22 protein-coding genes are annotated in these 23103 nt (G+C 72.3%); 9 read left to right on the forward strand and 13 right to left on the reverse strand.

Annotated features, from left to right (window positions below; genetic code table 11):
• The first annotated feature begins 126 nt into the window (after positions 1-126).
• Positions 127-855: a dienelactone hydrolase family protein gene (locus tag NE234_RS28690; protein ID WP_252783791.1), complete on the forward strand. Its 729-nt coding sequence runs from the start codon at positions 127-129 to the stop codon at positions 853-855.
• A 117-nt stretch (positions 856-972) separates the two neighbouring features.
• On the opposite strand, the gene NE234_RS28695 is transcribed toward NE234_RS28690, so the two are convergent.
• Complete coding sequence (locus tag NE234_RS28695) at positions 973-1425, reverse strand: carboxymuconolactone decarboxylase family protein (RefSeq protein ID WP_252783792.1); 453 nt, start codon at positions 1423-1425, stop codon at positions 973-975.
• A 95-nt stretch (positions 1426-1520) separates the two neighbouring features.
• A complete protein-coding gene (locus NE234_RS28700; protein ID WP_252783793.1) occupies positions 1521-2129 on the reverse strand; it encodes a TetR/AcrR family transcriptional regulator in 609 nt (202 codons plus the stop codon).
• Between the two features lie 88 nt (positions 2130-2217).
• Between NE234_RS28700 and NE234_RS28705 the strand changes: the two genes are divergently transcribed.
• A complete protein-coding gene (locus NE234_RS28705; RefSeq protein ID WP_252783794.1) occupies positions 2218-3879 on the forward strand; it encodes an FAD-dependent monooxygenase in 1662 nt (553 codons plus the stop codon).
• 114 nt (positions 3880-3993) lie between these two features.
• On the opposite strand, the gene NE234_RS28710 is transcribed toward NE234_RS28705, so the two are convergent.
• The gene (locus NE234_RS28710) at positions 3994-5052 is read right to left on the reverse strand and encodes an amidohydrolase family protein (RefSeq protein ID WP_252783795.1); all 1059 of its coding nucleotides are present in this window, start codon (positions 5050-5052) and stop codon (positions 3994-3996) included.
• A 91-nt stretch (positions 5053-5143) separates the two neighbouring features.
• On the opposite strand from NE234_RS28710, the gene NE234_RS28715 reads away from it, so the two are divergent.
• The gene (locus NE234_RS28715; RefSeq protein ID WP_252783796.1) at positions 5144-5890 is read left to right on the forward strand and encodes a TetR/AcrR family transcriptional regulator; all 747 of its coding nucleotides are present in this window, start codon (positions 5144-5146) and stop codon (positions 5888-5890) included.
• Between the two features lie 142 nt (positions 5891-6032).
• Here NE234_RS28715 and NE234_RS28720 read toward each other — a convergent pair whose 3' ends face one another.
• Together NE234_RS28720 and NE234_RS28725 are read right to left on the reverse strand one after the other, a co-directional pair.
• Positions 6033-6665: an MBL fold metallo-hydrolase gene (locus NE234_RS28720; RefSeq protein ID WP_252783797.1), complete on the reverse strand. Its 633-nt coding sequence runs from the start codon at positions 6663-6665 to the stop codon at positions 6033-6035.
• Entirely contained in the window at positions 6662-7747 is a 1086-nt protein-coding gene (locus tag NE234_RS28725) for an S-(hydroxymethyl)mycothiol dehydrogenase (RefSeq protein WP_252783798.1), read from the reverse strand. The genes NE234_RS28720 and NE234_RS28725 overlap by 4 nt, the downstream gene beginning before the upstream one ends.
• A gap of 251 nt (positions 7748-7998) precedes the next feature.
• Between NE234_RS28725 and NE234_RS28730 the strand changes: the two genes are divergently transcribed.
• The gene (locus NE234_RS28730) at positions 7999-8142 is read left to right on the forward strand and encodes a hypothetical protein (protein WP_252783799.1); all 144 of its coding nucleotides are present in this window, start codon (positions 7999-8001) and stop codon (positions 8140-8142) included.
• Between the two features lie 10 nt (positions 8143-8152).
• Here the strand turns inward: NE234_RS28730 and NE234_RS28735 are convergent, their stop codons facing one another.
• Positions 8153-8629, reverse strand: coding sequence for a hypothetical protein (locus tag NE234_RS28735; RefSeq protein ID WP_252783800.1), 477 nt, complete (start codon positions 8627-8629; stop codon positions 8153-8155).
• Positions 8630-8827: 198 nt separating this feature from the next.
• Between NE234_RS28735 and NE234_RS28740 the strand changes: the two genes are divergently transcribed.
• Entirely contained in the window at positions 8828-9418 is a 591-nt protein-coding gene (locus NE234_RS28740) for a hemerythrin domain-containing protein (protein ID WP_252783801.1), read from the forward strand.
• 349 nt (positions 9419-9767) lie between these two features.
• Entirely contained in the window at positions 9768-10178 is a 411-nt protein-coding gene (locus NE234_RS28745) for an STAS domain-containing protein (RefSeq protein ID WP_252783802.1), read from the forward strand.
• A gap of 225 nt (positions 10179-10403) precedes the next feature.
• On the opposite strand, the gene der is transcribed toward NE234_RS28745, so the two are convergent.
• Both der and cmk read right to left on the reverse strand, forming a co-directional pair.
• Positions 10404-11780 (reverse strand): ribosome biogenesis GTPase Der, encoded by a 1377-nt coding sequence (gene der / locus NE234_RS28750; RefSeq protein ID WP_406567086.1) that lies wholly within the window; start codon positions 11778-11780, stop codon positions 10404-10406.
• Positions 11777-12505, reverse strand: coding sequence for a (d)CMP kinase (gene cmk, locus NE234_RS28755; protein WP_252783803.1), 729 nt, complete (start codon positions 12503-12505; stop codon positions 11777-11779). Before cmk ends, der begins: the two co-directional genes overlap by 4 nt.
• 120 nt (positions 12506-12625) lie before the next feature.
• Between cmk and NE234_RS28760 the strand changes: the two genes are divergently transcribed.
• Entirely contained in the window at positions 12626-13249 is a 624-nt protein-coding gene (locus tag NE234_RS28760; RefSeq protein ID WP_252783804.1) for a GntR family transcriptional regulator, read from the forward strand.
• 43 nt (positions 13250-13292) lie between these two features.
• Entirely contained in the window at positions 13293-14600 is a 1308-nt protein-coding gene (locus NE234_RS28765; RefSeq protein ID WP_252783805.1) for an MFS transporter, read from the forward strand.
• A 9-nt stretch (positions 14601-14609) separates the two neighbouring features.
• Here NE234_RS28765 and NE234_RS28770 read toward each other — a convergent pair whose 3' ends face one another.
• From NE234_RS28770 to NE234_RS28785, 4 genes are read right to left on the reverse strand one after another with little or no spacing between them, the layout of a single operon-like run.
• Positions 14610-15677: a prephenate dehydrogenase gene (locus NE234_RS28770; RefSeq protein ID WP_252783850.1), complete on the reverse strand. Its 1068-nt coding sequence runs from the start codon at positions 15675-15677 to the stop codon at positions 14610-14612.
• A gap of 59 nt (positions 15678-15736) precedes the next feature.
• Positions 15737-16891: a substrate-binding domain-containing protein gene (locus tag NE234_RS28775; protein ID WP_252783806.1), complete on the reverse strand. Its 1155-nt coding sequence runs from the start codon at positions 16889-16891 to the stop codon at positions 15737-15739.
• Complete coding sequence (locus NE234_RS28780) at positions 16888-17982, reverse strand: ABC transporter permease (protein ID WP_252783807.1); 1095 nt, start codon at positions 17980-17982, stop codon at positions 16888-16890. Before NE234_RS28780 ends, NE234_RS28775 begins: the two co-directional genes overlap by 4 nt.
• Complete coding sequence (locus NE234_RS28785; RefSeq protein ID WP_252783808.1) at positions 17979-19523, reverse strand: sugar ABC transporter ATP-binding protein; 1545 nt, start codon at positions 19521-19523, stop codon at positions 17979-17981. Before NE234_RS28785 ends, NE234_RS28780 begins: the two co-directional genes overlap by 4 nt.
• A 214-nt stretch (positions 19524-19737) precedes the next feature.
• On the opposite strand from NE234_RS28785, the gene NE234_RS28790 reads away from it, so the two are divergent.
• A complete protein-coding gene (locus tag NE234_RS28790) occupies positions 19738-20643 on the forward strand; it encodes a cyclase family protein (protein WP_252783809.1) in 906 nt (301 codons plus the stop codon).
• Here NE234_RS28790 and NE234_RS28795 read toward each other — a convergent pair.
• Positions 20621-23026, reverse strand: a complete 2406-nt coding sequence (locus NE234_RS28795) for an ATP-binding protein (RefSeq protein ID WP_252783810.1) — start codon at positions 23024-23026, stop codon at positions 20621-20623. The genes NE234_RS28790 and NE234_RS28795 overlap by 23 nt on opposite strands.
• Positions 23027-23103 lie beyond the last annotated feature (77 nt).

The raw sequence follows: 23103 nt of genomic DNA on the forward strand, positions 1-23103 counted from the left end.
CGTCGCCGTGCACCACTGCGCATCCGAGGAGGTGAGACCGATCAACGCTGTGACAGGTCGGGGCTCCCTCCTTCGCATGGCCTAGGGAGCGCCCGCGCAAGGCATCCCGAAAGGCTTGAAACGCTGATGCGCTTCACCTCCCAGGCGTCGTCGGACGGCGTCACCGAACGGTTCTTCATCCTCGACGAGATTCCCGGCGTGCTGTGGACACCGGACGACGCCCGCGGTGCTCGTCCCCTGATCCTGATGGGCCACGGCGGCGGGCAGCACAAGACGGCCCCCGGCGTCGTGACCCGCGCGCGTCGCTACGCCGCCGAGGGTTTCGCGGTCGTCGCGATCGACGCGCCCGACCACGGCGACCGGCCCAAGTCCGAGGAGTTCGTACGGATCGCGGCCGAGCTGCGGGCCGGGATGGCCGCCGGTGAGGATCCAGGCGCGCTGGTCGCCGGCATGCACGCTCATCTGGCCGGTCGGGCCGTCGCGGACTGGCAGGCGGTCCTGACCGCCGTTCAGCGCCTCGACCAGGTCGGCGCCGGCCCGGTGGGCTACTGCGGCATGTCGATGGGCTGCGGACTCGGCATCCCGCTCGTCGCCGCAGAACCCCGGATCCGCGCCGCGGTGCTGGGCCTGCTCGGTGTGCACGGAGTGGCCGAAGACGCCGCGCGGATCACCGTGCCGGTGCAGTTCCTGGTCCAGTGGGACGACCAGATGGTCCCCCGGGACCAGAGCCTGGCCCTGTTCGACGCCCTGGCCTCGGCTGAGAAGACGCTGCACGCCAACCCGGGCAGGCACGGGGACGTTCCATCGTTCGAAGTGGACGACTCGCTGGGGTTCCTCACGCGGCATTTGTGCTGACGACTTCATCGGTCGGCGCCGAGGATCCTCGTCGTCGACGCGACGGAGAACCTCGGCGCGGGCCTGCGGGCGCGGCCCGGGCGCACCTCGGTGGGGCCCGGCCGCGCCCGGCGGGGCTCAGCCCCAGGCCCCCGGCACCTGTTTCGTGGTGACGTTGAGCCGGTTGTAGAAGTTCGTCAAGGCGATCATCAGCACCAGGGACGCGAGACCCCGCTCGTCGAAGTGCTCGGCGGCCGTCTCCCACACCTCGTCCGGCACGGCGTCGGGGTTGTCGGCGAGGCGGGTGGCGGATTCGGCGAGCGCCAGCGCGGCCCGCTCGGCGTCCGTGAACAGCGGCGAGTCCCGCCAGACGGAGACGGCGAAGAGCCGCTCCTCACTCTCGCCGGCCCTTCTTGCGCCCTTGGTGCCCGAGTCGACGCAGGCGGCGCAGCCGTTGATCTGGCTGGCGCGCAGGTGGACGAGCTCCAGGATCGTCGGCGGAACCCCGCCGGAGTAGATGGCCTTGTTCATCTCCTGGATGGAGGGGACGGCGTCGAGAACCATCGCCGGATTCTTCATGCGAGCTTCCATGATGTTCTCCTCGGTCGCGCTCGCGCAGGTGTGCGGTCATTGGGAATGACTGATCCCGGCGGGGGAATGTGACGGCGCCCCTGGGGCCGTTGGGTCTAGCTCGGCGTGGCCGCCGCGCCGTCGAGGACGAGAGCGATGATCTGCCGGCCGGTCCGCTCGGGGTCGAGCCGGTCGATGTTGCCCGAGGCCATGCGGGCGAGGAGAGGTGAGACGAGGAGCTCGGAGATCAGGTCCGGGTCGACGTCCGGGCGGATCTCTCCTCGTTCCACGCCGCGCCGCAGGACCTGGTTCATGGCCTCCCGGCGGGGCGCGACGATCTCCTCGAAGTAGCGGCTGTGCAGCCGAGGGAAGGCCGCGGCCTCGGCGTTGAGGGCGCGCAGCATGCTGCTGGCCCGCTCGTCGACGACGCGTTCGGCCAGTGCCCGCAGGAGGACGGCCAGGTCTTCACGGAGGTCGGCGCCGGTCGGCGCGGGCCGTCGCTCGTTGATCGTCTCCAGCACGTCGAGGTAGAGCTCGTCCTTGGTCTTCCAGCGCCGGTAGACGCTGTTCCGGGAGACTCCGGCCTGCTTGGCGATGGCCACAAGGGACAGACCGGTGAGGGTGGCGCCCGCGGCGACCATGTCGAGGACCGCATCGATGATGGCCGCGTCGGTGGCAGGGTCGCGCCGCCGTCCGCCGCGACGGCCCGGAGTCTCCGCGTTCACCTGGGTAACGATACAGAGCTGTTGCGTTCGGTTCCCGGCATGGGGCAATAATGGAACAGACCTGTTCTGATTCGTTTTGGGAGTTCTCATGTCCGATCCCGGCAACGCGGCGGCCAGGGCGGGGGGCGAGGCCGCTCCGGTCACCGCCGATGCGCCGCCGCCCGCCCGTGTTCCCGTTCTGATCGTGGGCGGCAGCATCGTGGGGGCTTCGGCCGCGCTGTTCCTCGCGGCCCGCGGCATCACCCCCGTCCTGGTCGAGAAGCACACCGCGGTCTCGACCAGGCCACGCGCCAAGCTGTTCTATCCGCGCACGATGGAGGCGTACCGCTCCGTCGGGGCCGACCAGGACGTCTATGCCGTCCAGCGCCGCCTCCCACCGGCCGACCACGCCGCGGTGGTCGCCTCGCTCGCCGGCCCGGAACTGCGGCGCTGGCGGCTGCCGGCCGCGGAGGACTTCAGCGGCGTCTCCCCCTGCCCCAGCGCCTTCGTCAAACAGGCCGACCTGGAAGAGGTGGTCCGCGCGCACGCCCGCGCCGCAGGGGCCGACCTGCGGTTCGGCCACCGCCTGCTCCGACTGCGCCGGCACGAGGACCACGTCGAGGCGCAGGTACGCCGCGCCGACGGCAGCACGTACACCGCGACGGCCGACTACCTGCTGGCCGCGGACGGGAACGGCAGCGCCGTACGCGAGAGCCTGGGCATCGGGCGCAGCGGCACCGAGGTGGTCGCGCACATCATGGAGATCGGCTTCGAGGCCGACCTGCGCCGGCTGCTCGAGGGCCGTCGGCTCGCCCTGGCCTTCACCGGACCGCCCGAGCAGGCGTTCCTGTCCTGGAACACCGCGCAGGACCGCGGGACCGTGTCGGTGACGTACGATCCCGCACTCACCGATCCGGCGGCGTTCGACGCCCGGCGATGCGGGGGGATCGTCTCCCGCGCCCTCGGGCTGCCGCCGTCGCGTTTCACGCTCACCGGGAGCCGTCCCTGGCAGATGGGCGCCTGGGTGGCCGACTCCTACCGCGCCGGCCGGGTCTTCCTGCTCGGCGACGCGGTCCACGTCACCCCGCCGACCGGCGGCTTCGGCGCCAACACCGGGATCCAGGACGCCTGGAACCTCACCGCCAAACTGGTCTCTGTCCTGCGCGGCCACGCCGGCCCGCGGCTGCTGGAGGACTACGAGCCCGAGCGCCGCGTGGTGGGCCGGATCACGGTGGAGCAGGCGCTCCTGCGCGCCCGCCACCGCGCCCGCGTTCCGGATGATCGTCCGCTGCTCAGTGAGGCGGCGGTGGCCATCGGCTACCGCTACCCAATGCCGGGCGCGGACCCGGCCGACGGCGGCCCCGCGATGGCCGACGAGCCGGACCGCCGGCGCGGCGAGCCCGGCACGCGGCTGCCGCATCTGCCCCTCACCGGCCGGGACGGGCCCGGATCGACGCTCGACCTGGTCCGCGAGGGCCGGTATCTGCTCCTCTCCGGACCCGAGGGACACGCCTGGGTACGGGCCGCCCGGCGGCTGGATCCGCACGGCGCCTTTCTCGACACGGCGCTCCTGCCCCACCGGATCGCCTCGGCGGCGACACGGCCCGCCGGTGCCTGCGGCATCGGCGACCACGGCGCCCTGCTGATCCGCCCCGATCACGTGATCGCATGGCGCGCGCCCGACGCCGCCCCCGATCCCCTCACCGCCCTCGCCGCCGCCACGCGACGGGCACGGGGATTCGACCGCTCCGGGCGCGCTGAGGCGGGGTGACGCGTCGCTCGTCTACCCCACCGCGGCAGGCCGGCCGGCGACCACCGCCCTCCCGCGCCGGCCGATCACCGATGGTCACGATCCCGGGGCGCCGCAGCACCGGTCCCGGGTCGGTTACGCCGACGCGGTGTCCTGACGGCCGCGGCCGGCGGCCAGGTGGCCGGTCAGCCGCTCCCAGTTGCCGGACCCGATGGCGGCCTTCTCCTCCTCACTGAACGGCGCCTGCTCGAGGAAGGACCGGGCGACCCCGCCGCTGGTGTCGATGAAGGGGAAGCCGGCGGGCCGGGTCCCGAAGGTGTAGGGGTAGTCGGTGGAGTAGAGCATGCGGTCGGTCCCGACGGCCTCCGCCGTCCACCGCAGGTACCGCTCGCTCACCGTCCCGCTGCCCGCCACCCAGAAGTTCCGGCGGAAGTAGTCGATCAGGGGCCGCTCCAGCTTCGCCGTCTCCTGCAGGTAACCGGTGTGGTCGAGGTAGAACAGGACGACCTCGCCCCAGTGCCCCGCGATCACCTGCAGGCCGGGGTGCCGGTCGAAGACCCCGGAGAAGATCATCCGCAGGTACTGCACGCCCAGGTCGTAGTACCAGCCCAGCCCGGGTCCCGCGAGCACCTGCCCCACTCCATGGGGCAGCCCCGAGTAGTAGGCGTCGAGGACCGCCTGAACCGGGGTCTGCGGGTGGAAGTGAAGGGGCACCCCGAGCCGCTCGGCGGTGGCGTAGAGGTCGTCGAGCTCCGGCGCGTCGGCCGGCCTGTCGCCGGTGCGCCCGTACAGCATCGCGCCGCGGAAGCCGAGCCGGGTGACCGCGCGCTCGAGTTCGGCCGCGGCGGCCTCGGGGGCCGGCGTGGGGATGGCCGCGAGCGCCTGGAACCGCTGCGGATCAGCGGTGACGAACTCGGCGAGCGTGTCGTTGGCCTCGCGTGCGACGCTCAGGGCGTCCGCCGCGGCGAGGCTCTGCACGCCCGGCGTGGCCAGGGAGAGCACCGCGACGTCCACGCCCTGATCGTCCATGTCGGCCAGGCGCAGGTCACCGACGTCTCGCAGCCGTCGCGCGAGCGGCTCGTCGCCGTAGCCGCGCGCGGCGATCTGCGGCTCTCCCGCCCTCGCCCAGGCGTCCAGCAGGACGGGCGGGACCACGTGCTCTTCCAAGGCGACGATGCGCAGTCTGTTCGGCATCGGAGTCCCCTCATCTCGTGTTATCAACGATTCGTGGATGACTATACCGACGATAACATCGATGGCAACATGCGACCGATATCATTGATTCGTGGATGATGAAGCGAGAGGTGACACGGATGTCGGGACCGGGCCGGAGAGGGCGGGCGGCGCCCGTGAACTCACCCGGCAGCGGATCGTCGAGGCAGCGGCGGACCTGCTCACGCGCCAGGGGCGCGACGCGGTGACCACCCGCGCGGTCGCGGCGGCCGCCGGAGTGCAGGCCCCGGTGATCTACCGGCTGTTCGGCGACAAGGACGGGCTGCTCGAAGCCGTCGCCGGGCACGGCTACGCCGCGTTCCTCGCGGCCAAGCACCAGGACGCCGCCCCCGACGACCCCGTCGAAGACCTGCGCGCGGGCTGGAACATCGCCGTCGAGTTCGGGCTCGCCAATCCGGAGTTGTTCACGCTGATGTACGGCGACCCGGGACGCGGCACGACGTCGGCCGCCTTCCAGGCCGGCATGCGGATCCTGAGGGGACGCATCCGCCGCATCGCCGCCGCCGGCCGGCTCCGCGTCGATGAGGAGCTCGCCGCCGCCCTCATCCACGCGACCACGCGTGGTGCGGTGCTCACCTGGCTGTCACTGCCCGAGTCGCAGCGCGACCCCGCTCTGCTCACGACCATGCGCGAGTCGATGGTCGCCGCCGTCACCTACGAAGAGCCGGCCGTACGGGAGCCGGGACTCGCCGCCGCGGCCCGGGCCATGCGTGTCCTGCTCCCCGGGCAGACGACGCTGAGCGACGCGGAGGAACACCTGCTCGGCGAATGGCTCGGCCGTCTGGCCGCGAACGGTTAGACCTCGTCGGCCGTCAGTGGCCGCGAACGGCCGATCCCCGCTCGGCGGTGGCCGCGAACGGCTGATTCCCGCTCGGCGGTCAGTGGCCGCAGACGGCCGGAGCCGTTCGGGGGGGCCGCAGGCGGCCGGGGTCGCCCGGCGGTCAGTGGCCGCGGGCGATCCACTCCTCCAGGTGGGGGGCCTCGGCGCCGATCGTGGTGTCGTCGCCGTGGCCGGTGTGGACGACCGTCTCCGGCGGCAGGGTCAGCAGGCGGCCGCGGATCGAGTCGATGATGGTCGGGAAGTCGGAGAACGACCGGCCCGTCGCGCCGGGGCCGCCCTGGAACAGCGTGTCGCCGGAGAACACCGCGCCCAGCGCCGGGGCGTACAGGCAGACCGCGCCGGGGCTGTGGCCCGGCGTGTGCAGGACGGTCAGCTCGACGCCGGCGACCCGCACCGTCTGCCCGTCGGCCAGGTCGGCGTCGGGGGTGCGGTCCGGGTGCGTGAGGTCCCACAGCGGCCGGTCGGCGGGGTGCAGCAGGATCGGCGCTCCGGTGCGGGCGGCCAGGGCCGGGGCCGCGTCGACGTGGTCGTCGTGGGCGTGGGTGCAGACGATGGCGACCAGGCGGCGGTCGCCGACCGCCGCGGCGATCGCGTCGGCGTCGTGCGCCGCGTCGACGACCAGCGCCTCGGCGTCGTCGCCGATGATCCAGACGTTGTTGTCGACGTCCCAGGTGCCGCCGTCGAGGGAGAACGTGCCGGAGGTGACGATGTGGTCGAGACGCGCGGTGGTCACAGCGTCACCACCGAACGCAGGACGTCGCCCCGCCCCATGCGCTCGAACGCGCCCTCGACGTCGTCCAGCGGGATCGTCTCTGAGACGAAGGCGTCCAGGTCGAGCCGGCCCTGGAGGTACAGGTCGATCAGCATCGGGAAGTCCCGGGACGGCAGGCAGTCGCCGTACCAGGAGGACTTGAGCGCGCCGCCGCGCCCGAAGACGTCCAGCAGCGGCAGTTCGAGCCGCATCTCCGGCGTCGGAACGCCGACGAGGACGACCGTGCCGGCCAGGTCGCGCGCGTAGAAGGCCTGCTGGTACGTCTCGGGGCGGCCGACGGCCTCGATGACGACGTCGGCGCCGAAGCCGCCGGTCAGGTCGCGGATGGCCTCGACGGGGTCGGTGCTGCCGGAGTTGACCGTGTGGGTGGCGCCGAGCTTCTTGGCCTGGTCGAGCTTCCGGTCGTCCAGGTCGACGGCGATGATCTTCGCGGCGCCGGCCAGCCGGGCGCCGGCGACGGCCGCGTTGCCCACACCGCCGCAGCCGATCACGGCGACCGAGTCGCCGCGTCCCACTCCCCCGGTGTTGATCGCGGCCCCGATTCCCGCCATCACGCCGCAGCCGAGCAGCCCGGCGGCGGCCGGTGAGGCCGCCGGGTCGACCTTCGTGCACTGGCCCGAGGCGACCAGGGTCTTCTCGGCGAACGCGCCGATGCCCAGGGCGGGCGAGAGCTCGGTGCCGTCGGTCAGGGTCATCTTCTGGGCGGCGTTGTGCGTGTTGAAGCAGTACCAGGGACGGCCGCGCAGGCAGGCCCGGCACTGACCGCAGACCGCGCGCCAGTTGAGGATGACGAAGTCGCCGGGGGCGACGTCGGTGACGCCCTCGCCGACCGATTCCACGATGCCCGCGGCCTCATGGCCGAGCAGGAACGGGAACTCGTCGTTGATCCCGCCCTCGCGGTAGTGCAGGTCCGTGTGGCAGACCCCGCAGGCCTGAATCTTCACGACGGCCTCACCGGGACCTGGGTCCGGCACGAGAATCGTCGTCGTCTCCACCGGCGCGCCTTTGGCCCGGGCGATGACTCCGCGTACTTCCTGCGCCATGCCTGCGTGTCCTTCCGATGGTGGGGCCTGGTGCGGCCCGGTCGGCCTCGTGGGCTGTGCGCCGATCGTACGCGCGCCCGCTCCCCTCTCTACCAGGCGGTTCCGGTGGCTGGAAGCCCGGTGACCGGGATGTCGCCTGATTTCAGGGGTAATGGAGTGGCACGACCCGTCACGAGCGACACTGCACCGACCAGGATCTCGTCGAGGAACAGGGCGTCAACGCGTCTCCGGACGCCGATGAGGGGACCTTCGTGGCGCGAGACGACGGCACCCCTGCCGAGGGCGCGCCGCCCGAGCCCGTCGACCTGCTCGCCACCGAACCCGGCCGGCGGGTCGGTCTCCCGGAGCAGCGTCCCGGCTATCCGGGGCAGCAGCGGTCGGTCGAGACGAGCTGACCGCCGGCCGTCACCCGCCGAAGACCGCCCCGGCGATCTCGGTCCGCAGCTCCTCCACGGTCTGGGCCTGACGGTGAGCACGCGCGAGGAGCTCGTCGAGCTCCTCGCCGCTCAGCCGGTCGTCATGGTCGGCGACCGCCCGGAGCGAACGCCATCCCGAGGCCTTGCCCTCGATGCCGAGCCGCATCGCCTCCAGCTCGACCAGGTCGCTGAGCGGCGACCGGGTCGTCAGGTGCCCGTTGGGCTTGAACCTGCCGATCTTCTCGGCGATCCAGCCCGCGTACACCTTGTACTGCTGAACCGGTACGCCGAGCGCCCGCATGATCCGCAACAGCGCGTCGCGGTCCTCGGCGATCTCCGCGGCGAGATGTCGGAAGGTCTCCCCGCTCGTCTTTCCCTTGTGCGTCCCGGCGACCCGGCGGGCGAGTTCGACGCCGGCGGTGGCGCCGGCCAGATGGTCGTTGAGATAGATGCCCAGAAGGTTCATGCCCGGTCTGTGCCACCCGAGCAGCGGTTTCATGCGTCCGCCGACCGGGCGGGGCGCCCGGATGAGACGCCCTCGGGCGTCTCGACGGGGACCCTGATGCTCACCCCGTGACACCGCACCGCGACGAGGAGGATTGAGCGCCGCTCTCCGGGTAAGGACCGGGTCACTCACAGGCACGGACAGGAACAGGAAGAGCGCATGGCCGACGTCGTCGAACTCATCATGCAGGACCACCGCACGCTGGAGAAGCTGTTCGACGAGCTGCAGCAGGACGCCGGGCGGCGCCCTGAGCTGCTCGACAAGGTCGCGGCGCTGCTGACCGCGCACTCTCGCGCCGAGGAGGAGCGGGTCTACCCCGTGGTGGCGAAGGAGGCCGGCGAGCGGGACGAGGCCCACCATGGGGCCGAGGAGCATCACGAGGCCGAGGAGATGCTCGAGAAGCTCCGCGGGATGTCGCCGGAGGGCAAGGAGTTCGAGGAGAAGCTGAAGGAGTTCATCGACGCGGTCAAGCACCATGTCGAGGAGGAGGAGGAGAGCGACATCCTCCCCGCGCTCCGCGACGCGGTCTCCGCCGAACGCCTCAAGGAGCTCGGCACGGCCTTCGCCGAGCGGCGCCGCCAGGAGCTCACCGACGGCGGCAGCGGCTCCGGCACCGGCACCGGCACCGGCACCCAGGAGCGGACCAAGGACGAGCTGTACGAGGAGGCCAAGAAACTCGACGTCCACGGCCGCTCCACGATGAACAAGGACGAACTGGCCGAGGCGGTCGACCACCAGCACTCGTCCTGACGTTCCACGCGCAGAAGGCCGCGGCGCCCGCCGCCATCATTTCCGGCGGGCGCCGCGTGCTCTTTCCGCCCCCCGCCGCAGGGTCCGCTCAGGGGGCTGACCGTCGAGGTCGTCAGGCGGTCTGCGCGTTCCTCCTCGGGCCGGCCGCCGGCCCTTACACCTTCCCGTCACCTCGGGCGGACGGGAGATCACCGCACATTACCGGCGTAACCGCAGGTCAGAGGCCATCGATGGTTTCATCCACTCATTCCGGGTACATGGATAGTCCCGACACAGCGCTCCTGACTGGCTGTCATCTCGTCAGTTGCGGTGTCGCCCCGTTCCCGGCCAGCCGTGAGGTGGAATCTCGATGCGACATCTGTCCACGGTCGATCTCGAGGTGGAGCAGGTCTCCGGAGTGACCGTCGTCCATTTCCCGGAAGAGGTCGACGTGGTGAACGCCGCGGCGATCCGGGAGCGCGTGCTCCGGCTCCTCAACAGCGGCGTGACGGAGATGCTCCTCGACCTGACCGGCACGAGGTTCCTCGACTCCGCGGGCATCCACATCATCGTGCGGGCCCACGGGCGCAGCACCGCCCTGCGGGTCCCCCTGTCCGTGGCGATCCCGGAACAGGGGAACGTACGCCGTGTCTTCGACCTCGCGGGCCTGCCACGGCTCGTCCCCACCACGGTCGGGCTGCCCCGGCGGCTCGGCGCGGTCGCGCCACGGTCGTGCTCGACCGCCGGCGTACGCGGGCGCGGACGCAAGCCGCGCCGGTGACGCCGGCGGCGCGGCGGCCGAGCCCGGCCGGGTTCGGCCGTCGCGCCCGAGCGCCGGAAGAGCCGGGTGGCGGCGGTGCTCCGAGCGAATGGCCCGGCGATGACTTCGCCGACGCGCCCGCCGTACCCGCGCCCTCCCGTAGGAACATCGCGGCCGGCTCGCTGGACACGTACGACGCCGAGGGCAGCAGCCGGACGGCGGGTCACCCGAGCGGGTGGGCCGGGCTCACTTGCGCGGGCGCTTCTCCCGGATCTTCATGCTGATCTCGATCGGGGTGCCCTCGAAGCCGAAGTCCTCGCGCAGCCGCCGCTCGACGAAGCGGCGGTAGCCGACCTCCAGGAACCCGCTCGTGAACAGCACGAACCTCGGCGGCTGCACGCTCGCCTGCGTGGCGAACAGGATCTTGGGCTGCTTGCCGCCCCGTACGGGGTGCGGCCGGGCGGCGACGAGGTCCGTCATGAACGAGTTGAGCCGGGCCGTCGGCACCCGCTCGCCCCAGCCCGCCAGCGCCGTGTCGATGGCCGGGACCAGCTTCTCCACGTGCCGGCCCGTACGGGCCGAGATGTTGACGCGCGGCGCCCAGCGGGCGTGGTGCAGCTGCCGGTCGATCTCACGGTCCAGGAAGTGGCGGCGCTCCTCGTCGACGAGGTCCCACTTGTTGTACGCGAGGACGAGCGCGCGGCCGGACTCGATCACCATGGAGATGATCCGCAGGTCCTGCTCGGCGAGCGGCTCGCTGGCGTCCACGAGCACGACCGCGACCTCGGAACGCTCCAGCGCCGAACGCGTGCGCAGGGTGGCGTAGAAGTCGGCGCCCTGGGACTCGCGGACCCGGCGGCGGATGCCGGCCGTGTCGATGAACCGCCAGGTCTCGCCGCCCAGCTCGATGAGCTCGTCGACCGGGTCGCGAGTGGTGCCGGCGACCGAGTCGACGACGACGCGGTTCTCCCCCGCGAGCTTGTTGAGCAGGCTGGACTTGCCGACGTTGGGCCGTCCGAGCAGCGCGACGCGCCGCGGACCGCCCGCCGCGCCGTACGTCTCCGGCGGCGCCTCCTCCGGCAGGGCCTCCAGGACGGCGTCGAGGAGGTCACCGCTCCCCCGCCCGTGCAGGGCGGAGACGGGCATCGGCTCGCCGAGGCCGAGCGACCACAGGGCGGTCGCGTCCGCCTCGGCCCGGGCGTCGTCGACCTTGTTGGCGGCCAGGACGACCGGCTTCTTGGCGCGCCGCAGGACGTCGGCGACGGCCTCGTCGGTGTCGGTCGAGCCGACCGTGGCGTCGACGACGAACAGGACCGCGTCGGCGGCGTCCACGGCGAGCCGCGCCTGGTCGGCGACGGCGGCCGCGAGGCCCTCGGCGTTCGGCTCCCAGCCGCCCGTGTCGACGACGGTGAAGCGCCGTCCGCTCCAGGTGGCGTCGTACGCCACCCGGTCCCGTGTCACGCCGGGGACGTCCTCCACGACCGCCTCACGGCGGCCCAGGATGCGGTTGACCAGGGTGGACTTGCCGACGTTCGGCCGTCCGACGATGGCCACGACCGGCGGCGGCGCGACGTCGTGCTCGATGGCGACGTCGATCGCCTCCGCGTGCTGGAACTCACTCACTCGTCTCGCTCCTCGTGGGGCGGCTCACCCGTCAGGGAGCGCGCCGGTGATGCCGAATCGCCGTCGGCTGCGGCGAGGTGCTTGCGCGCGATGCGCAGGACCTCCTCGATGACCTCGTCGAGGCCGAGGCTGGTGGTGTCGACCTCGATCGCGTCGGCCGCCTGCGCGAGCGGGTCGACCTTGCGGGTGGAGTCGAGGTGGTCGCGGCGGGCCAGGTCGGCCTGCGTCGCGGTGATCGTGGCGCCGGTGAGCTCGGCGTTGCGGCGCTGGGCCCGTGCCTCGGCGCTCGCGGTGAGGTAGATCTTGACCTGGGCGCCGGGGGCGACGGCGGTGCCGATGTCGCGGCCCTCGACGACGATGCCGCCCGCGCCGATGATCTTCCGCTGCAGGGCGACGAGCCGCTCACGGACGGCGGGCACGGCCGCGACGGCGCTCACCGCGCCGGTGACCTCCGAACCCCGGATCGGGCCGGACACGTCGACGCCGTCGACCGTGATCGTCGGCGCGGCCGGGTCGGTGCCGGAGGCCAGCTCGGGCTCGCCGGCCCGGGCCGCGACCGCCGCGGGGTCATCGACCGGAACGCCCGCGCGCAGCATCCACCAGGTCATGGCACGGTACATCGCCCCCGTGTCGAGATAGCGCAGCCCGAGGGCGCGCGCCACGCCCTTGGAGACGCTGGACTTACCCGACCCGGAGGGACCGTCCATGGCGATGACGAGCGTCACGTTCGCTTCCTTATCTGCCTGTTTCAATAACCGACCGGCCAACGAACGAGGCTACCGGTCCGCGGCCGCCGCCGTGGCCGTCGGCGGTCCCGTACGACTTGTATGTAAGATAGATACAAGATGGCCTCGGCAACCTCCCGGGCCTACGACCACGTCAAGCAGGCCATCCTCGACCGCGCCTACCCGGGCGGCGCGCTGCTCAGCGAGGGTGAGATCGCCTCGGCGGTCGGCGTCTCCCGTACTCCCGTACGCGAGGCGCTGCTCCGGCTGGAGGCGGAGGGCCTGGTCCGGCTCTATCCCAAGCGGGGCGCACTGGTGCTGCCGGTCTCGTCCCAGGAGATCTCCGACGTCTTCGAGGCGCGGGAGCTCGTGGAGACGTTCGCCGCCGACAAGGCGACGCTCGGCCCGGAGCAGATCGACGAGCTGGCCCGGTGGCTCGAGGCGATGCGCGCCCACGCCGCCGCCGGGGACGCCCGGGAATTCGCGCGCGCGGACCGTTGTTTCCACCGAACAATGGTCGCCGCGGCGGGCAACGAGATCATTACGCAGCTCTACGACGCCCTACGCGACCGTCAACTGCGCATGGCACGGCTGACGGCCGACGATCCGGAACGCACGGCGACCGCGATCCAGGACCACGCCGAGATCCTCGAGGCCGTACGAACCGGCGACCGCGAGCGGATCCGCGCCGCGGTCCACCGTCACCTGCGCGTCGCGGTGACGGCGCTGCGCGGGCACGCGTGACCGCCATACCGATCGAAGCACCACCCCCGAAAGGCTGTCCCCCGTGAAACCCGCGGTACTGACCGTTCCCGCCGAAGCGTCCGCACCGCGGCCCCCTTCTCATCCGCTCGGCGGCCGCCGCGCCTGGACCGTGTGGGGCGTCGCGGCGCTGGCCTACCTGATCGCCTTCTTCCACCGGACCAGCCTCGGCGTCGCGTCGCTCGCCGCCCAGCAGCGCTTCGGAGTCGGGGCGACGGCGCTGTCGATGTTCGTGATCCTGCAGCTCGGCGTGTACCTGGCGATGCAGATCCCGGGCGGCCTGATGGCCGACCGGTTCGGGCCACGCCGGATGATCGGCGTGGCCCTCGTCATCATGGCGCTCGGCGAGACGGTGTTCGCGTTCGCGACCGCGATGCCGCTCGCCATCGCCGGCCGGGTGCTGGTCGGGCTGGGTGACGCGATGACGTTCCTCAACATCATCCGCCTGATCGCCGCGTGGTTCCCCCGCCGGCGGTTCGCGCTGCTCACCGCGATGACCGCGATGGTCGGGTCGCTCGGCCAGGTCGCCGGCACGGTGCCGCTGTCCGCCGGGCTGCACGCGTACGGGTGGACGAGGACGTTCGTCGGCATCAGCGTGATCAGCGGCGCGATGGCGGTGGTCGTGTGGCTGTTCGTGCGCAACCACCCGGGCGCTCCCATGGAACGCTCCATCTCCCTCTCCGGCACCTCCGATGAGAAGAAGGGCTCGGCGCTCGCCGACATCCGGGCGGTCTTCGCCGCGCGCGGCACCCGCACCGGCCTGTGGACGCACTTCACGCTGTCGTCGTTCACCGTGCTCGCCACCCTGTGGGGCTACCCCTACCTGGTCAAGGGGCTGGGCATGGCGCCCGGACCGGCCCGGCTCATCCTCACGCTCGGCGCGGCGACGCCCATGGTGGCGGCCCCGCTGCTCGGCTGGTTCGCCGGCCGCCGTCCCGATCTGCGCGGCCGGTTGATCACCTCGGCCGTCATCACCCTCGCGGTCGCCTGGCTCGTCGCGATCACCTGGCCGGGCGGTCATCTGCCCGCTCCGCTCGCCCTGCTCCTCGTCCTGATCAACGCGGTCGGCAGCGCGGCCTCCATGCTCGCCTTCGACCTCGCACGGGACTCGAACCCGCCGGAACGCGGCGGCGTCGTCTCGGGCATCGTCAACCTCGGCGGGTTCTCCTCCACCATCACCGGCCTGCTCACCGCCGGGGTCCTGCTCGACGCCACCGGCGGCGGCTACGGACCCACCGCCTTCCAGGTGGCGTTCATCCCGATCACCGGCCTGGTCGTCATCGGCGCGGTGCGCGTGACGATGCTCATGCGCCGGTCGCGCCCCGGCCGCTAGGCGGCCCGCTCAGCGGGGAACGGACCAGCCCCGGGCCCGGAGCTCGTCGGCGAGCCGCTCGGCCGCGGCGGGATCGACGCTCAGCTCGACGACACCGACCGGGCGGCCCGGGGAGTGCTCGATCGTGACGTCCTCGATGTTGACCCCGGCGACGCCCGCCGCCTGGAACAGCAGCGCCAGCTCACCGGGCCGGTCGGGAATGACGACGGACACGACGGTGTACGCGCCCGGCCGGCCGCCGTGCTTGCCGGGCAGCCGGCGGCGGCCCGCGCCACCGCGTTCGAGGAGGTCGGTGACGTCCGGCCCGGCGCCCGCACGCAGCGCGGCGGCCACGGTGGTCAGGTCCGAGGCGACCGCGTCGATCACCTCCGCCACCGGCAGGGCGTTCGACCCGAGGATGCCGATCCACAGGTCCGGATCGCCGGCCGCGATCCGGGTCACGTCGCGTACGCCCTGGCCGGCGAGGCCGAGCGCGACCTTCGGGGCGTCCTGCAGGCGCGCGGCGACCGCGGCGGCGACGACGTGCGGCGCGTGCGAGACCAGCGCGACGGCCTGGTCGTGCTCCTCGGCGTCCACGACGACGGTCTGCGCCCCGCACTCCCGCGCCAGGGCGGTCACGGTCTCGACGGCGGCCACGTCGGTGTCGTCCGTCGGGCACAGCGCCCACGGCCGGCCGAGGAACAGGTCGGCCCGCGCGGCGGCGGGCCCGGACCGTTCCCGGCCGGCCAGCGGATGCCCGGCGACGAAGCAGGCCAGGTCGCAGCCCAGCTCGGCGGCCTCGCGCAGCGGCCGGGTCTTGACGCTCGCCACGTCGGTGTAGACGCGGGCCAGGCCGCGTTTCTGCGCGTCCAGGAGGGTGGCCGCGACCGCCGCCGGCGGAACCGCCAGCACCGCCACGTCGGCCGGTCCGTCATCGTCGCGCAGCGGCGTCCCGGCTCCCAGCTCGGCCGCCAGGCGCACGGAGGCGGGGTCGCGGTCGGCGAGCGCCACCTCGACGTCGCGCTCACGCAGTGCCAGGGCCACGGACGTGCCGATCAGTCCGGTGCCGATGACGACGATCCGCCGGAATCCGCCGATTGGTCTCACCTCCGAATGAACTACCAGCGTAGCGACTCCGTCCGTCGTACACCCCGGCGTCAGATGCCCCAGATCCGCCGGTACGCCTCCCGGTAGCCCTTCGGATCCCAGGCGGTGGTGTCGTCGACGTTATGGACCGTGGTCAGGTGTACGGGCGCGACATAGCCGCTGGGCGGCCGCCCGGCGAACGCCCGGTTGAACTCATCGATGATCTGGGCGCCCTGCTGTCCGAGCGGCTCGGGCACGGTCGCCGCCTGGTCGCGCCGGGCCCGGATCCGCACGAACGCCGAGGGATCGCCGTCGCCGGCGCCGACCGCGTACGGCGGGCCGTCACCGCTTCTGCCCGCCGCCCGCAGCGCCGGCGCCCCGTCGGCGAAGTACAGGTCGTTGATCGCGACCGAGTGGGTCCAGCGGGCTCCCAGACGGGCGAGGAGTGCGGAGACCTCCTGCGGCGTACGCGTTCCGGCGTCCGGGATCGGGATGTTCTCGTCGGCGAGCACGGTGACTCCGGGGCACCTCGCCAGCTCAGTCTTGATCAGCTTCGCCTTCCGGTCCGCGAAGGGGACCGAGGAGTCGCCGAAGACGACGACACCGGCCTTCCCGTTGGACGTGGCGATGATCCAACGGGCGCTGATGGCCGCGACGTCCTCAATCCTGGTGGTGATGTTGGTGAAGAGCCGAGGCGTCGTGCTGGGCCCCGGGTCGGCGACGGCGTGCCAGCCGATGATCGGGATGCCCGCCTCGTTGGCCCGCCTGACCTCCTGTGCGACGGAGCCGGGGTCGAACCCGGCGACGACGATCCCGGACGGGCGCAGGGTGATCGCCTCGCCGAAGGCCGTCTTGATGCCGGCGGGGCTGCCCTGGCCGTCGATGATCCGGATGCTCCAGCCGATCGAGCGCCCGGCCGTCTGAACGCTCCTGGCCACTCCGGCGACGCCCGGATTCGTCATCGCCTCGGCGATCAGTATGACGCTCTTCCCACGAACGGCCCGGGGACCGCTGGTGGGACCGTCCCAGGCGCCGCCGGCCGTCTCGGCACGGGCGACGGCCTTCTTCGCCTCCCCCAGGATCTGCGAGCACCCGCTCCCCCCGGTCGTGTTGGACCGGGCGTCGGGTGCGGACGCGATCCGGGCCCTGCCGCAACCGCCGGTGAGGAGGAAGGCCGCCAGGAGGATCACCGTCCAGCGATGAACGCGGTCGCGCACGCCGTTCATCCGCGGTCTCCCTTCGGAGGTGCGGGCGACATCGATGACGCGCTCGTCGAGCCGCCCGCGTCATCCCGTACCGCGGGAGGCGACGACGCCGGACCCGGCCGTGCGGCCGCGCGTACCCGCCGCCGGGCCGAGTAACCGGCCAGGCCCACCGCGACGATCAGAATCACGCCGTTGAACAGCGGCGTCACCCAGAAGTCGGCCCCGAGCTGCTCGATGCCCGACAGACCGATCGCCAGCACCGCGACGGCGACGACCGTCCCGAGCGCGTTCGGCCTGCCGGGTCTGATCACCGTGGACCCGAGCAGGGCGCCGACGAAGGCCGGTAGCAGGTAACCGATGCCGACGCTCGGGTCGCCGATCTCCTCGCGCGCCGCGAACAGTGCCCCGGCGGCGCCGGATATCGCCCCGGACGCCGCGAAGGCGTAGACGACGCATCGCCGGACGGGGACGCCCACCAACGCGGCGGCGCGGCGGTTCTCTCCGATGACGTACAGGTGACGGCCGAGGGGAAGGCGTTCAAGGACGATCCAGAGAATCACGGCCAGCAGCAGGACATAGAACGCCGGGATCGGCACGCCGAGAACCGTGGTGTCGTAGAGGCCGGTGAACGCCGCGGGCAGCCCCTTCGGACCGGGAACGATCCGGGCGCCCTTGGTCATCCAGCCGGTGATGGCGTACATGACACTGCCGGTGCCGAGCGTCGCGACGAACGAGCCGATCTGCGCGACCTCGACGAGGAAGCCATTGATCGTACCGACGATGGCTCCGCCGACGAGCGACGCGAGGCAGGCCGGCACCCACGGCCAGCCTCCCGCGACGAGGAGCTGCAGTGTGAGCACGTGCCACAGCCCGAGGCCGTAGCCGATGGAGACATCGAACCCGCCGGCCACGATGGGGATCATCGCGCCGAGCGCGAGGATCGCGGTGATCGAGTTGCTCGACAGCAGCGCGGTGATGTTGGCCATCGTCGGAAACGTGTCCGGCAGGATCAGCGAGAAGACACCGAACAGCACGGCGGACAGCGCGAGGAGGCCGTAGCCGCCGATCCAGTGCCCGGCGGACCGCAGGTGGGTGCGAGGACGCATGGTCATCGACGCTCCGGCGTTCCCTGGGACGGTCCGGCGGACATGGCCTGGACCACCGCGGCGGCCGTGAGGTCTTCTCCGGGCAGTTCCACGGTGATCACGCCGCGGACGACCACCAGGACGCGGTGACAGAGCCGTACCACCTCGTTCACGTCGGTGGAGACGAGGAGGACGGCGGTGCCCTTGGCCCGCGCCTCCTCGAGCAGCCGGTAGATCTCCGCTCGCGCGCCCGCGTCCACCCCCGCCGTCGGGTCCTCGAGGACCAGGACGCGCCGTTCGGCCCCGAGCCAGCGTCCGAGCACGACCTTCTGCTGGTTGCCGCCGGAGAGCGTGCCGAACGGCGCTTCGGGATCCGGGGGCCGTACGCCGAACCGTCTGAGGAGACGCGACGACTCCGCGCGCTCACGCCGGGGGCCCATCCAGGTCATCGGCGACAGGCCGCGGATACGTGGGTTGGCCAGCAGGTTCTCCCGGACGCTCAGCTGCGGCGCGGAACACTCGCCCGGCCGGTCACCCGTCACCAGGCCGATGCCCGCGTCCACGGCCGTGGCGACCGACCTGAGCCGCACCGGCGTTCCGTCCAGGTGGACCTGGCCGGCGAAGATGGGGCACGCGCCGGCCGCGGCGCGACCGATTTCGGTGTGTCCCGCACCGGTGAGGCCGACCAGGCCGACCACCTCGCCGGCGCACACGCGCAGGCTCACCGGGCCTGCCCGCGCGGTGCGAACGTCCGTCAGCGTCAGCACGGGGACGCCGGTGTCGCCGGCCAGGTGCCTGCGGTCCTCGCACTCGTGTCCGGCGATGTCCGTCACCAGCCGGGCGGCCCGCCCCTCAGTGAGCCGCCCCTGGCCGACGAGACGCCCGTCGCGGAGGATTGCGAAGGTGTCGGCCAGCGCCTCGACCTCGTCGAGACGGTGGGTGACGTACATGATCCCATGGCCCTGGTCGCGCAGCCTTCGCAGCACGTCGAACAGGCGAGCGCAGTCCGCTGCGGGCAGACCTGCCGTCGGCTCGTCGAGGATGACGACCTCGGCGTCGGTGGCAAGGGCCCGGGCGACGGCGATGAGGGAGCGCTCCGCGCGCGTCAGGTCCGCCACCCGCGCGCCGGGGCCGACATCGGCCGAGACGGCCCGAAGGGCCGCCTGACACCGATCTCGGGTCCGCCGCCAAGAGATCAGGCCGATCCGCCGGGGATACCCGACGACCAGGGCGACGTTCTCGGCCACGGTCATCGATTCGACGAGGCCGAGATCCTGGTGGATGAACGCCATCATGCGGGTAGCGGCATCGGTCCCCAGGGGATGACCCGCCACCGTGACCCACCCCTCATCGGCGCGGTGCGCTCCGGCCAGGATCTGGATCAGCGTTGATTTACCGGCGCCGTTCTCCCCCAGCAGCGCGAGAATGCTCCCGCCGCACAGATCCAGGTCGATCCCGGCCAGTGCGAGAGTGCCCCCGAACCGCTTGCGCAGCCCGCGGATCCGAAGAAGCGGGTCGGAGCCCGGCGTTGCCGGACCCGCCCGGCGGCGAACCAGGGTGCCGCGCACCGATGCCTCCGCGCCCCCGTCCCGGCGGAGAATCGTGCTCCGCCCAGCGACTTCATCGTACAAACCGGGCGGCCGAAACGGGGCGCCGACCGGCTGCCCTCTCGTACAGTGGTCGGGGAGGGGAACGGCGGTCCGGCCGTCAGGCCGGATCCTCACGATCGTGATAAGCGGCGGACGGATGGCGGCGGGCGGGCCTGCGGACAACGGTCCGGCGGTGTCCCACGCCGAGTTCGACCGCCTTTTCGACTCCGTACGGGCGTGGCGGCGCTGGCCCGATGCGGCGCGGGGGGCCTGGAATCAGGTCAAAGCCGGTCACACGCTGGCGGCGGCCGCCCTCGTGCGCTCCGGCACCGTCGTTCCGATGGCGCGGCCGTGGAGCACGACGCCCGGCCCGGACAACCCGCGACCGGCCCTGCACCACATGACCGAGCTCGGCGACGTGGAGGAGCCCGAACCCACGATCCACCGGGACTTCATCGCCGTCGACTACCACGGCAAGGCGGTCAGTCACCTTGACGCCCTCGGGCACGTCGCCTACCGAGGCCGCGTCTTCGGAGGGTACGACGCCCGCCGGGCGGTGGACAGTGCGGGCGTCCACCACGGGTCGGTCGACCGGCTCGGCGCGCTCATGACCCGCGGGGTGCTACTCGACCTGCCCCTCGTGCGCGGCGTCCCCTGGATCGAGCCCGGCCAAGCCGTGCGCGCGGCAGACGTCATCGCCGCCGAGGCCGCCCTCGGTGTTCGCATCGCGGAGGGCGACGCCGTCCTGGTGCGATCCGGTCAGTTGCGGCGTCGTCAGGCGCTCGGCCCCTGGGATCCGTCCGCGGCCTGCGCCGGACTCCATGTCGACGTCGTCCCCCTCCTCGCCGAGCGGGGCATCGCGCTGCTCGGCGGCGACGGCGACAACGACGTCCGTCCCTCGCCGGTGCCCGGCGTCCACTCCCCCATCCATGCCCTGGCCGTCGCGGCGATGGGAGTGCCGCTCCTCGACAATCTCGACCTCGAAGGGATCTCCACCGCCTGCGGGGCCGCCGGACGGTATGAGTTCCTCTTCGTCGTGGCCCCGCTCGACATCCCCGGGGGGACGGGCTCTCCCGTTACGCCCGTCGGCGTCCTGTGAGCGGTCCGGCCGGGCGACCGCCGGCCGCTCCACGGGCCCGCGTGCCGGCGCGGCGGCCTCCCCTGTGCTCAGGCCGGACGCCCGTCTCCTCCGGCCGGACGCCCACCTCCTCAGGCCGGGCACCCGCCTCCTTTCGCGCGCTCCAGGTGGCGGCGATCTGCGCCCTCGACGTGAACCCCAGCTTGCGCAGGATGTGCTCGACATGGCCTTCGGCCGTTCGCTGGGCGATCACCAGGGTGTTCGCGATCTCCTTGTTACTCAGACCCTGGGCGACGAGTTCGGCGATCTCCCGCTCCCGAGGCGTCAGGGCGGAGGCGACGCCGGGGTCCTCGAAGCCGCCCGCGGCCTCAGCGCCCAGCGCGTGGGCGATCGCGCCTTCGACGCCGAGACGGGAGCCCGTTCCGTAGGCGGCCGTGAACGCCTCGTCTCCGAGGGCCGTCCGCAGCCGCTCCTCGCACCGGGCATGCGGACCGGCCAGATGTCCCAGCCCGGACAGAGACGTTCCGATCGACCGCCAGATGCCGCCGGCGGCGCCGAGCAGTTCGGCGGCGTGCGTGTACTGCCGCGCGTCCGCCTTCAGCCAGGCGAGCGCCTCGACGCACTCGGCGACGCCCAGATGATCGCCGGGGGAATCCTTGAGGCGCAGCGCGTCAGAGATGATCGCCATGCCCGCCTCCGGTTCTCCGCGCCGCCACCGATCGACGCCTGTGATCCACAGCGCGTACGACAGCGTCCAGGTGGCGCCGTTCTCCTCACACATCTTCCGGCACTCCCGGCAGAGCGCGGCGGAGCGCGGATCGTCGCCGAAGACGGCGGCCATGGTCAGCTGGAACAGGGAGACCCAGATCCGGTTGCGGTACCCGACGGCGCGGTAGTACTCCAGGGCCTTCTCCAACAGGGCGGAGGCGCGGGCGAAGTCTCCGGCGAGCAGCGCGGCGAACCCGCTGACCTGCGTGACGCCCGCTCGCTGCTCGTCGTCATCGAGCTGCTCCGCCAGCGCCCGGGACTGCTCCAGCAGCGGCTCGGCGGCGGCGGGATCCCCGCACAGCAGCATGAGCCAGGCATCGACCCACAACGCCTTGGCCCTGAGGGCGGTCGGGGCGCGATCGAGCGCGAGCCCGCGTTCCAGCCAGCGGTGACCGTCGCTGAGTGAGGTCCACGACAGCCGGTGGCTCCACATGCACGTGGCGATCTCCAGCGCGCAGTGCGCCTCACCGCCCTCCGTCAGGCAGAACTCCAGTGCCGAAGTGATGTTGGGCTGCTCGGCGCGGATCCAGGTGACCACCTCCATCTGGTCCGGGCCGAAACACCTCCGCTGGGCCTCGGCGGCCACCTCGTGGCACCACGCGGCGTGACGCCGCCGCATCACCGTCTCCCGGCCCGACGCGGCGAGGCGTTCTCGCCCGTACTCTCGCAGACTCTCGAGCATCTCGTACCGGGGTGCGCGGCGCTCCCGGTCCCTCCGCAGGAGGATCGACTTGTCCACGAGCGCCGTCACGATGTCCACCACGTCCTCAGGGGACAGGTCGTCGGCGGAGCATACGCATACGGCCGCTTCCAGGGAACAGCCACCGGAGAACACCGACAACGCCTCCCACACCGCGCGTTCCTGCGGTGTGCACATGTCGTAGCTCCAGTCGATCAACGCTCGCAGGGTCTGCTGGCGCGGGACGGCCGTCGGATTCCGCCCTACGAGGATCCGGAACCGATCGTCCAGCCGGTCAAGGATCTGCCGCACCGACAGCGCCCGCAGCCGCACGGCCGCCAGCTCGATGGCCAGGGGAATGCCGTCGAGCCGGCGGCACAGCCGCATCACCGCGACCGAGTTCTCGGCGTCGACGACGAAGTCCGGCACGACGGCGGACGCCCGTTCGGCGAACAGGCTCACCGCTTCGAAACGGGTCGCGGCGTCGCCCGGCGCGACCTCGTCCCGGTCCGGTACGGACAGCGGGGGCACTTCCAGGACGTGCTCGCCCTCGGCATGAAGCACCTGTCTGCTGGTGGCCAGGACACGCAGCCCGGGAGCGAAGGGCAAGAGGCTGCCGACCAGCGCCGCGGCGTCGGCCGTCAGGTGTTCGCAGTTGTCCAGCAGGAGAAGGAGCCGCCGGTTCGCCAGATGATCTCCGAGCATCTGCAGGCTCGTCTGGTCCTGGAAGCCGAGCACCCCGGCCACGACCTGCGTGAGCGACTCACCGGAAGCCACGGGCGCCAGGTCGACCAGCCAGGCGCCGTCGGGGAACTCACGCCGCATCTCGGCGGCCACGCGAGCGGCCAGCCGGGTCTTGCCCACACCTCCGGAGCCGGTCAAGGTCACCAATCGGCCGACCGACAGCAGTCGCTTCGCCTCGGCCAGCTCGTGCCGACGGCCGACGAAGCTCGTCACCTCGGCCGGTAGGTTTCCCGTGCATCGCCGTGTCATCGCTACCGCCACGACACCCTTGCGAAAGTTTCGGCAGGTCG

Origin of the sequence: Actinoallomurus rhizosphaericola, from assembly GCF_024055675.1 — a bacterium.
Lineage (GTDB): Bacteria > Actinomycetota > Actinomycetes > Streptosporangiales > Streptosporangiaceae > Actinoallomurus > Actinoallomurus soli.

Coding starts and splice junctions, on each gene's coding strand:
- NE234_RS28690 (WP_252783791.1), top strand. CDS start 127: ATGCGCTTCACCTCCCAGGCGTCGTCGGACGGCGTCACCGAACGGTTC.
- NE234_RS28695 (WP_252783792.1), bottom strand. CDS start 1,425: ATGGAAGCTCGCATGAAGAATCCGGCGATGGTTCTCGACGCCGTCCCC.
- NE234_RS28705 (WP_252783794.1), top strand. CDS start 2,218: ATGTCCGATCCCGGCAACGCGGCGGCCAGGGCGGGGGGCGAGGCCGCT.
- NE234_RS28710 (WP_252783795.1), bottom strand. CDS start 5,052: ATGCCGAACAGACTGCGCATCGTCGCCTTGGAAGAGCACGTGGTCCCG.
- NE234_RS28725 (WP_252783798.1), bottom strand. CDS start 7,747: ATGGCGCAGGAAGTACGCGGAGTCATCGCCCGGGCCAAAGGCGCGCCG.
- NE234_RS28735 (WP_252783800.1), bottom strand. CDS start 8,629: ATGAACCTTCTGGGCATCTATCTCAACGACCATCTGGCCGGCGCCACC.
- NE234_RS28740 (WP_252783801.1), top strand. CDS start 8,828: ATGGCCGACGTCGTCGAACTCATCATGCAGGACCACCGCACGCTGGAG.
- NE234_RS28745 (WP_252783802.1), top strand. CDS start 9,768: ATGCGACATCTGTCCACGGTCGATCTCGAGGTGGAGCAGGTCTCCGGA.
- NE234_RS28760 (WP_252783804.1), top strand. CDS start 12,626: ATGGCCTCGGCAACCTCCCGGGCCTACGACCACGTCAAGCAGGCCATC.
- NE234_RS28775 (WP_252783806.1), bottom strand. CDS start 16,891: ATGAACGGCGTGCGCGACCGCGTTCATCGCTGGACGGTGATCCTCCTG.
- NE234_RS28780 (WP_252783807.1), bottom strand. CDS start 17,982: ATGACCATGCGTCCTCGCACCCACCTGCGGTCCGCCGGGCACTGGATC.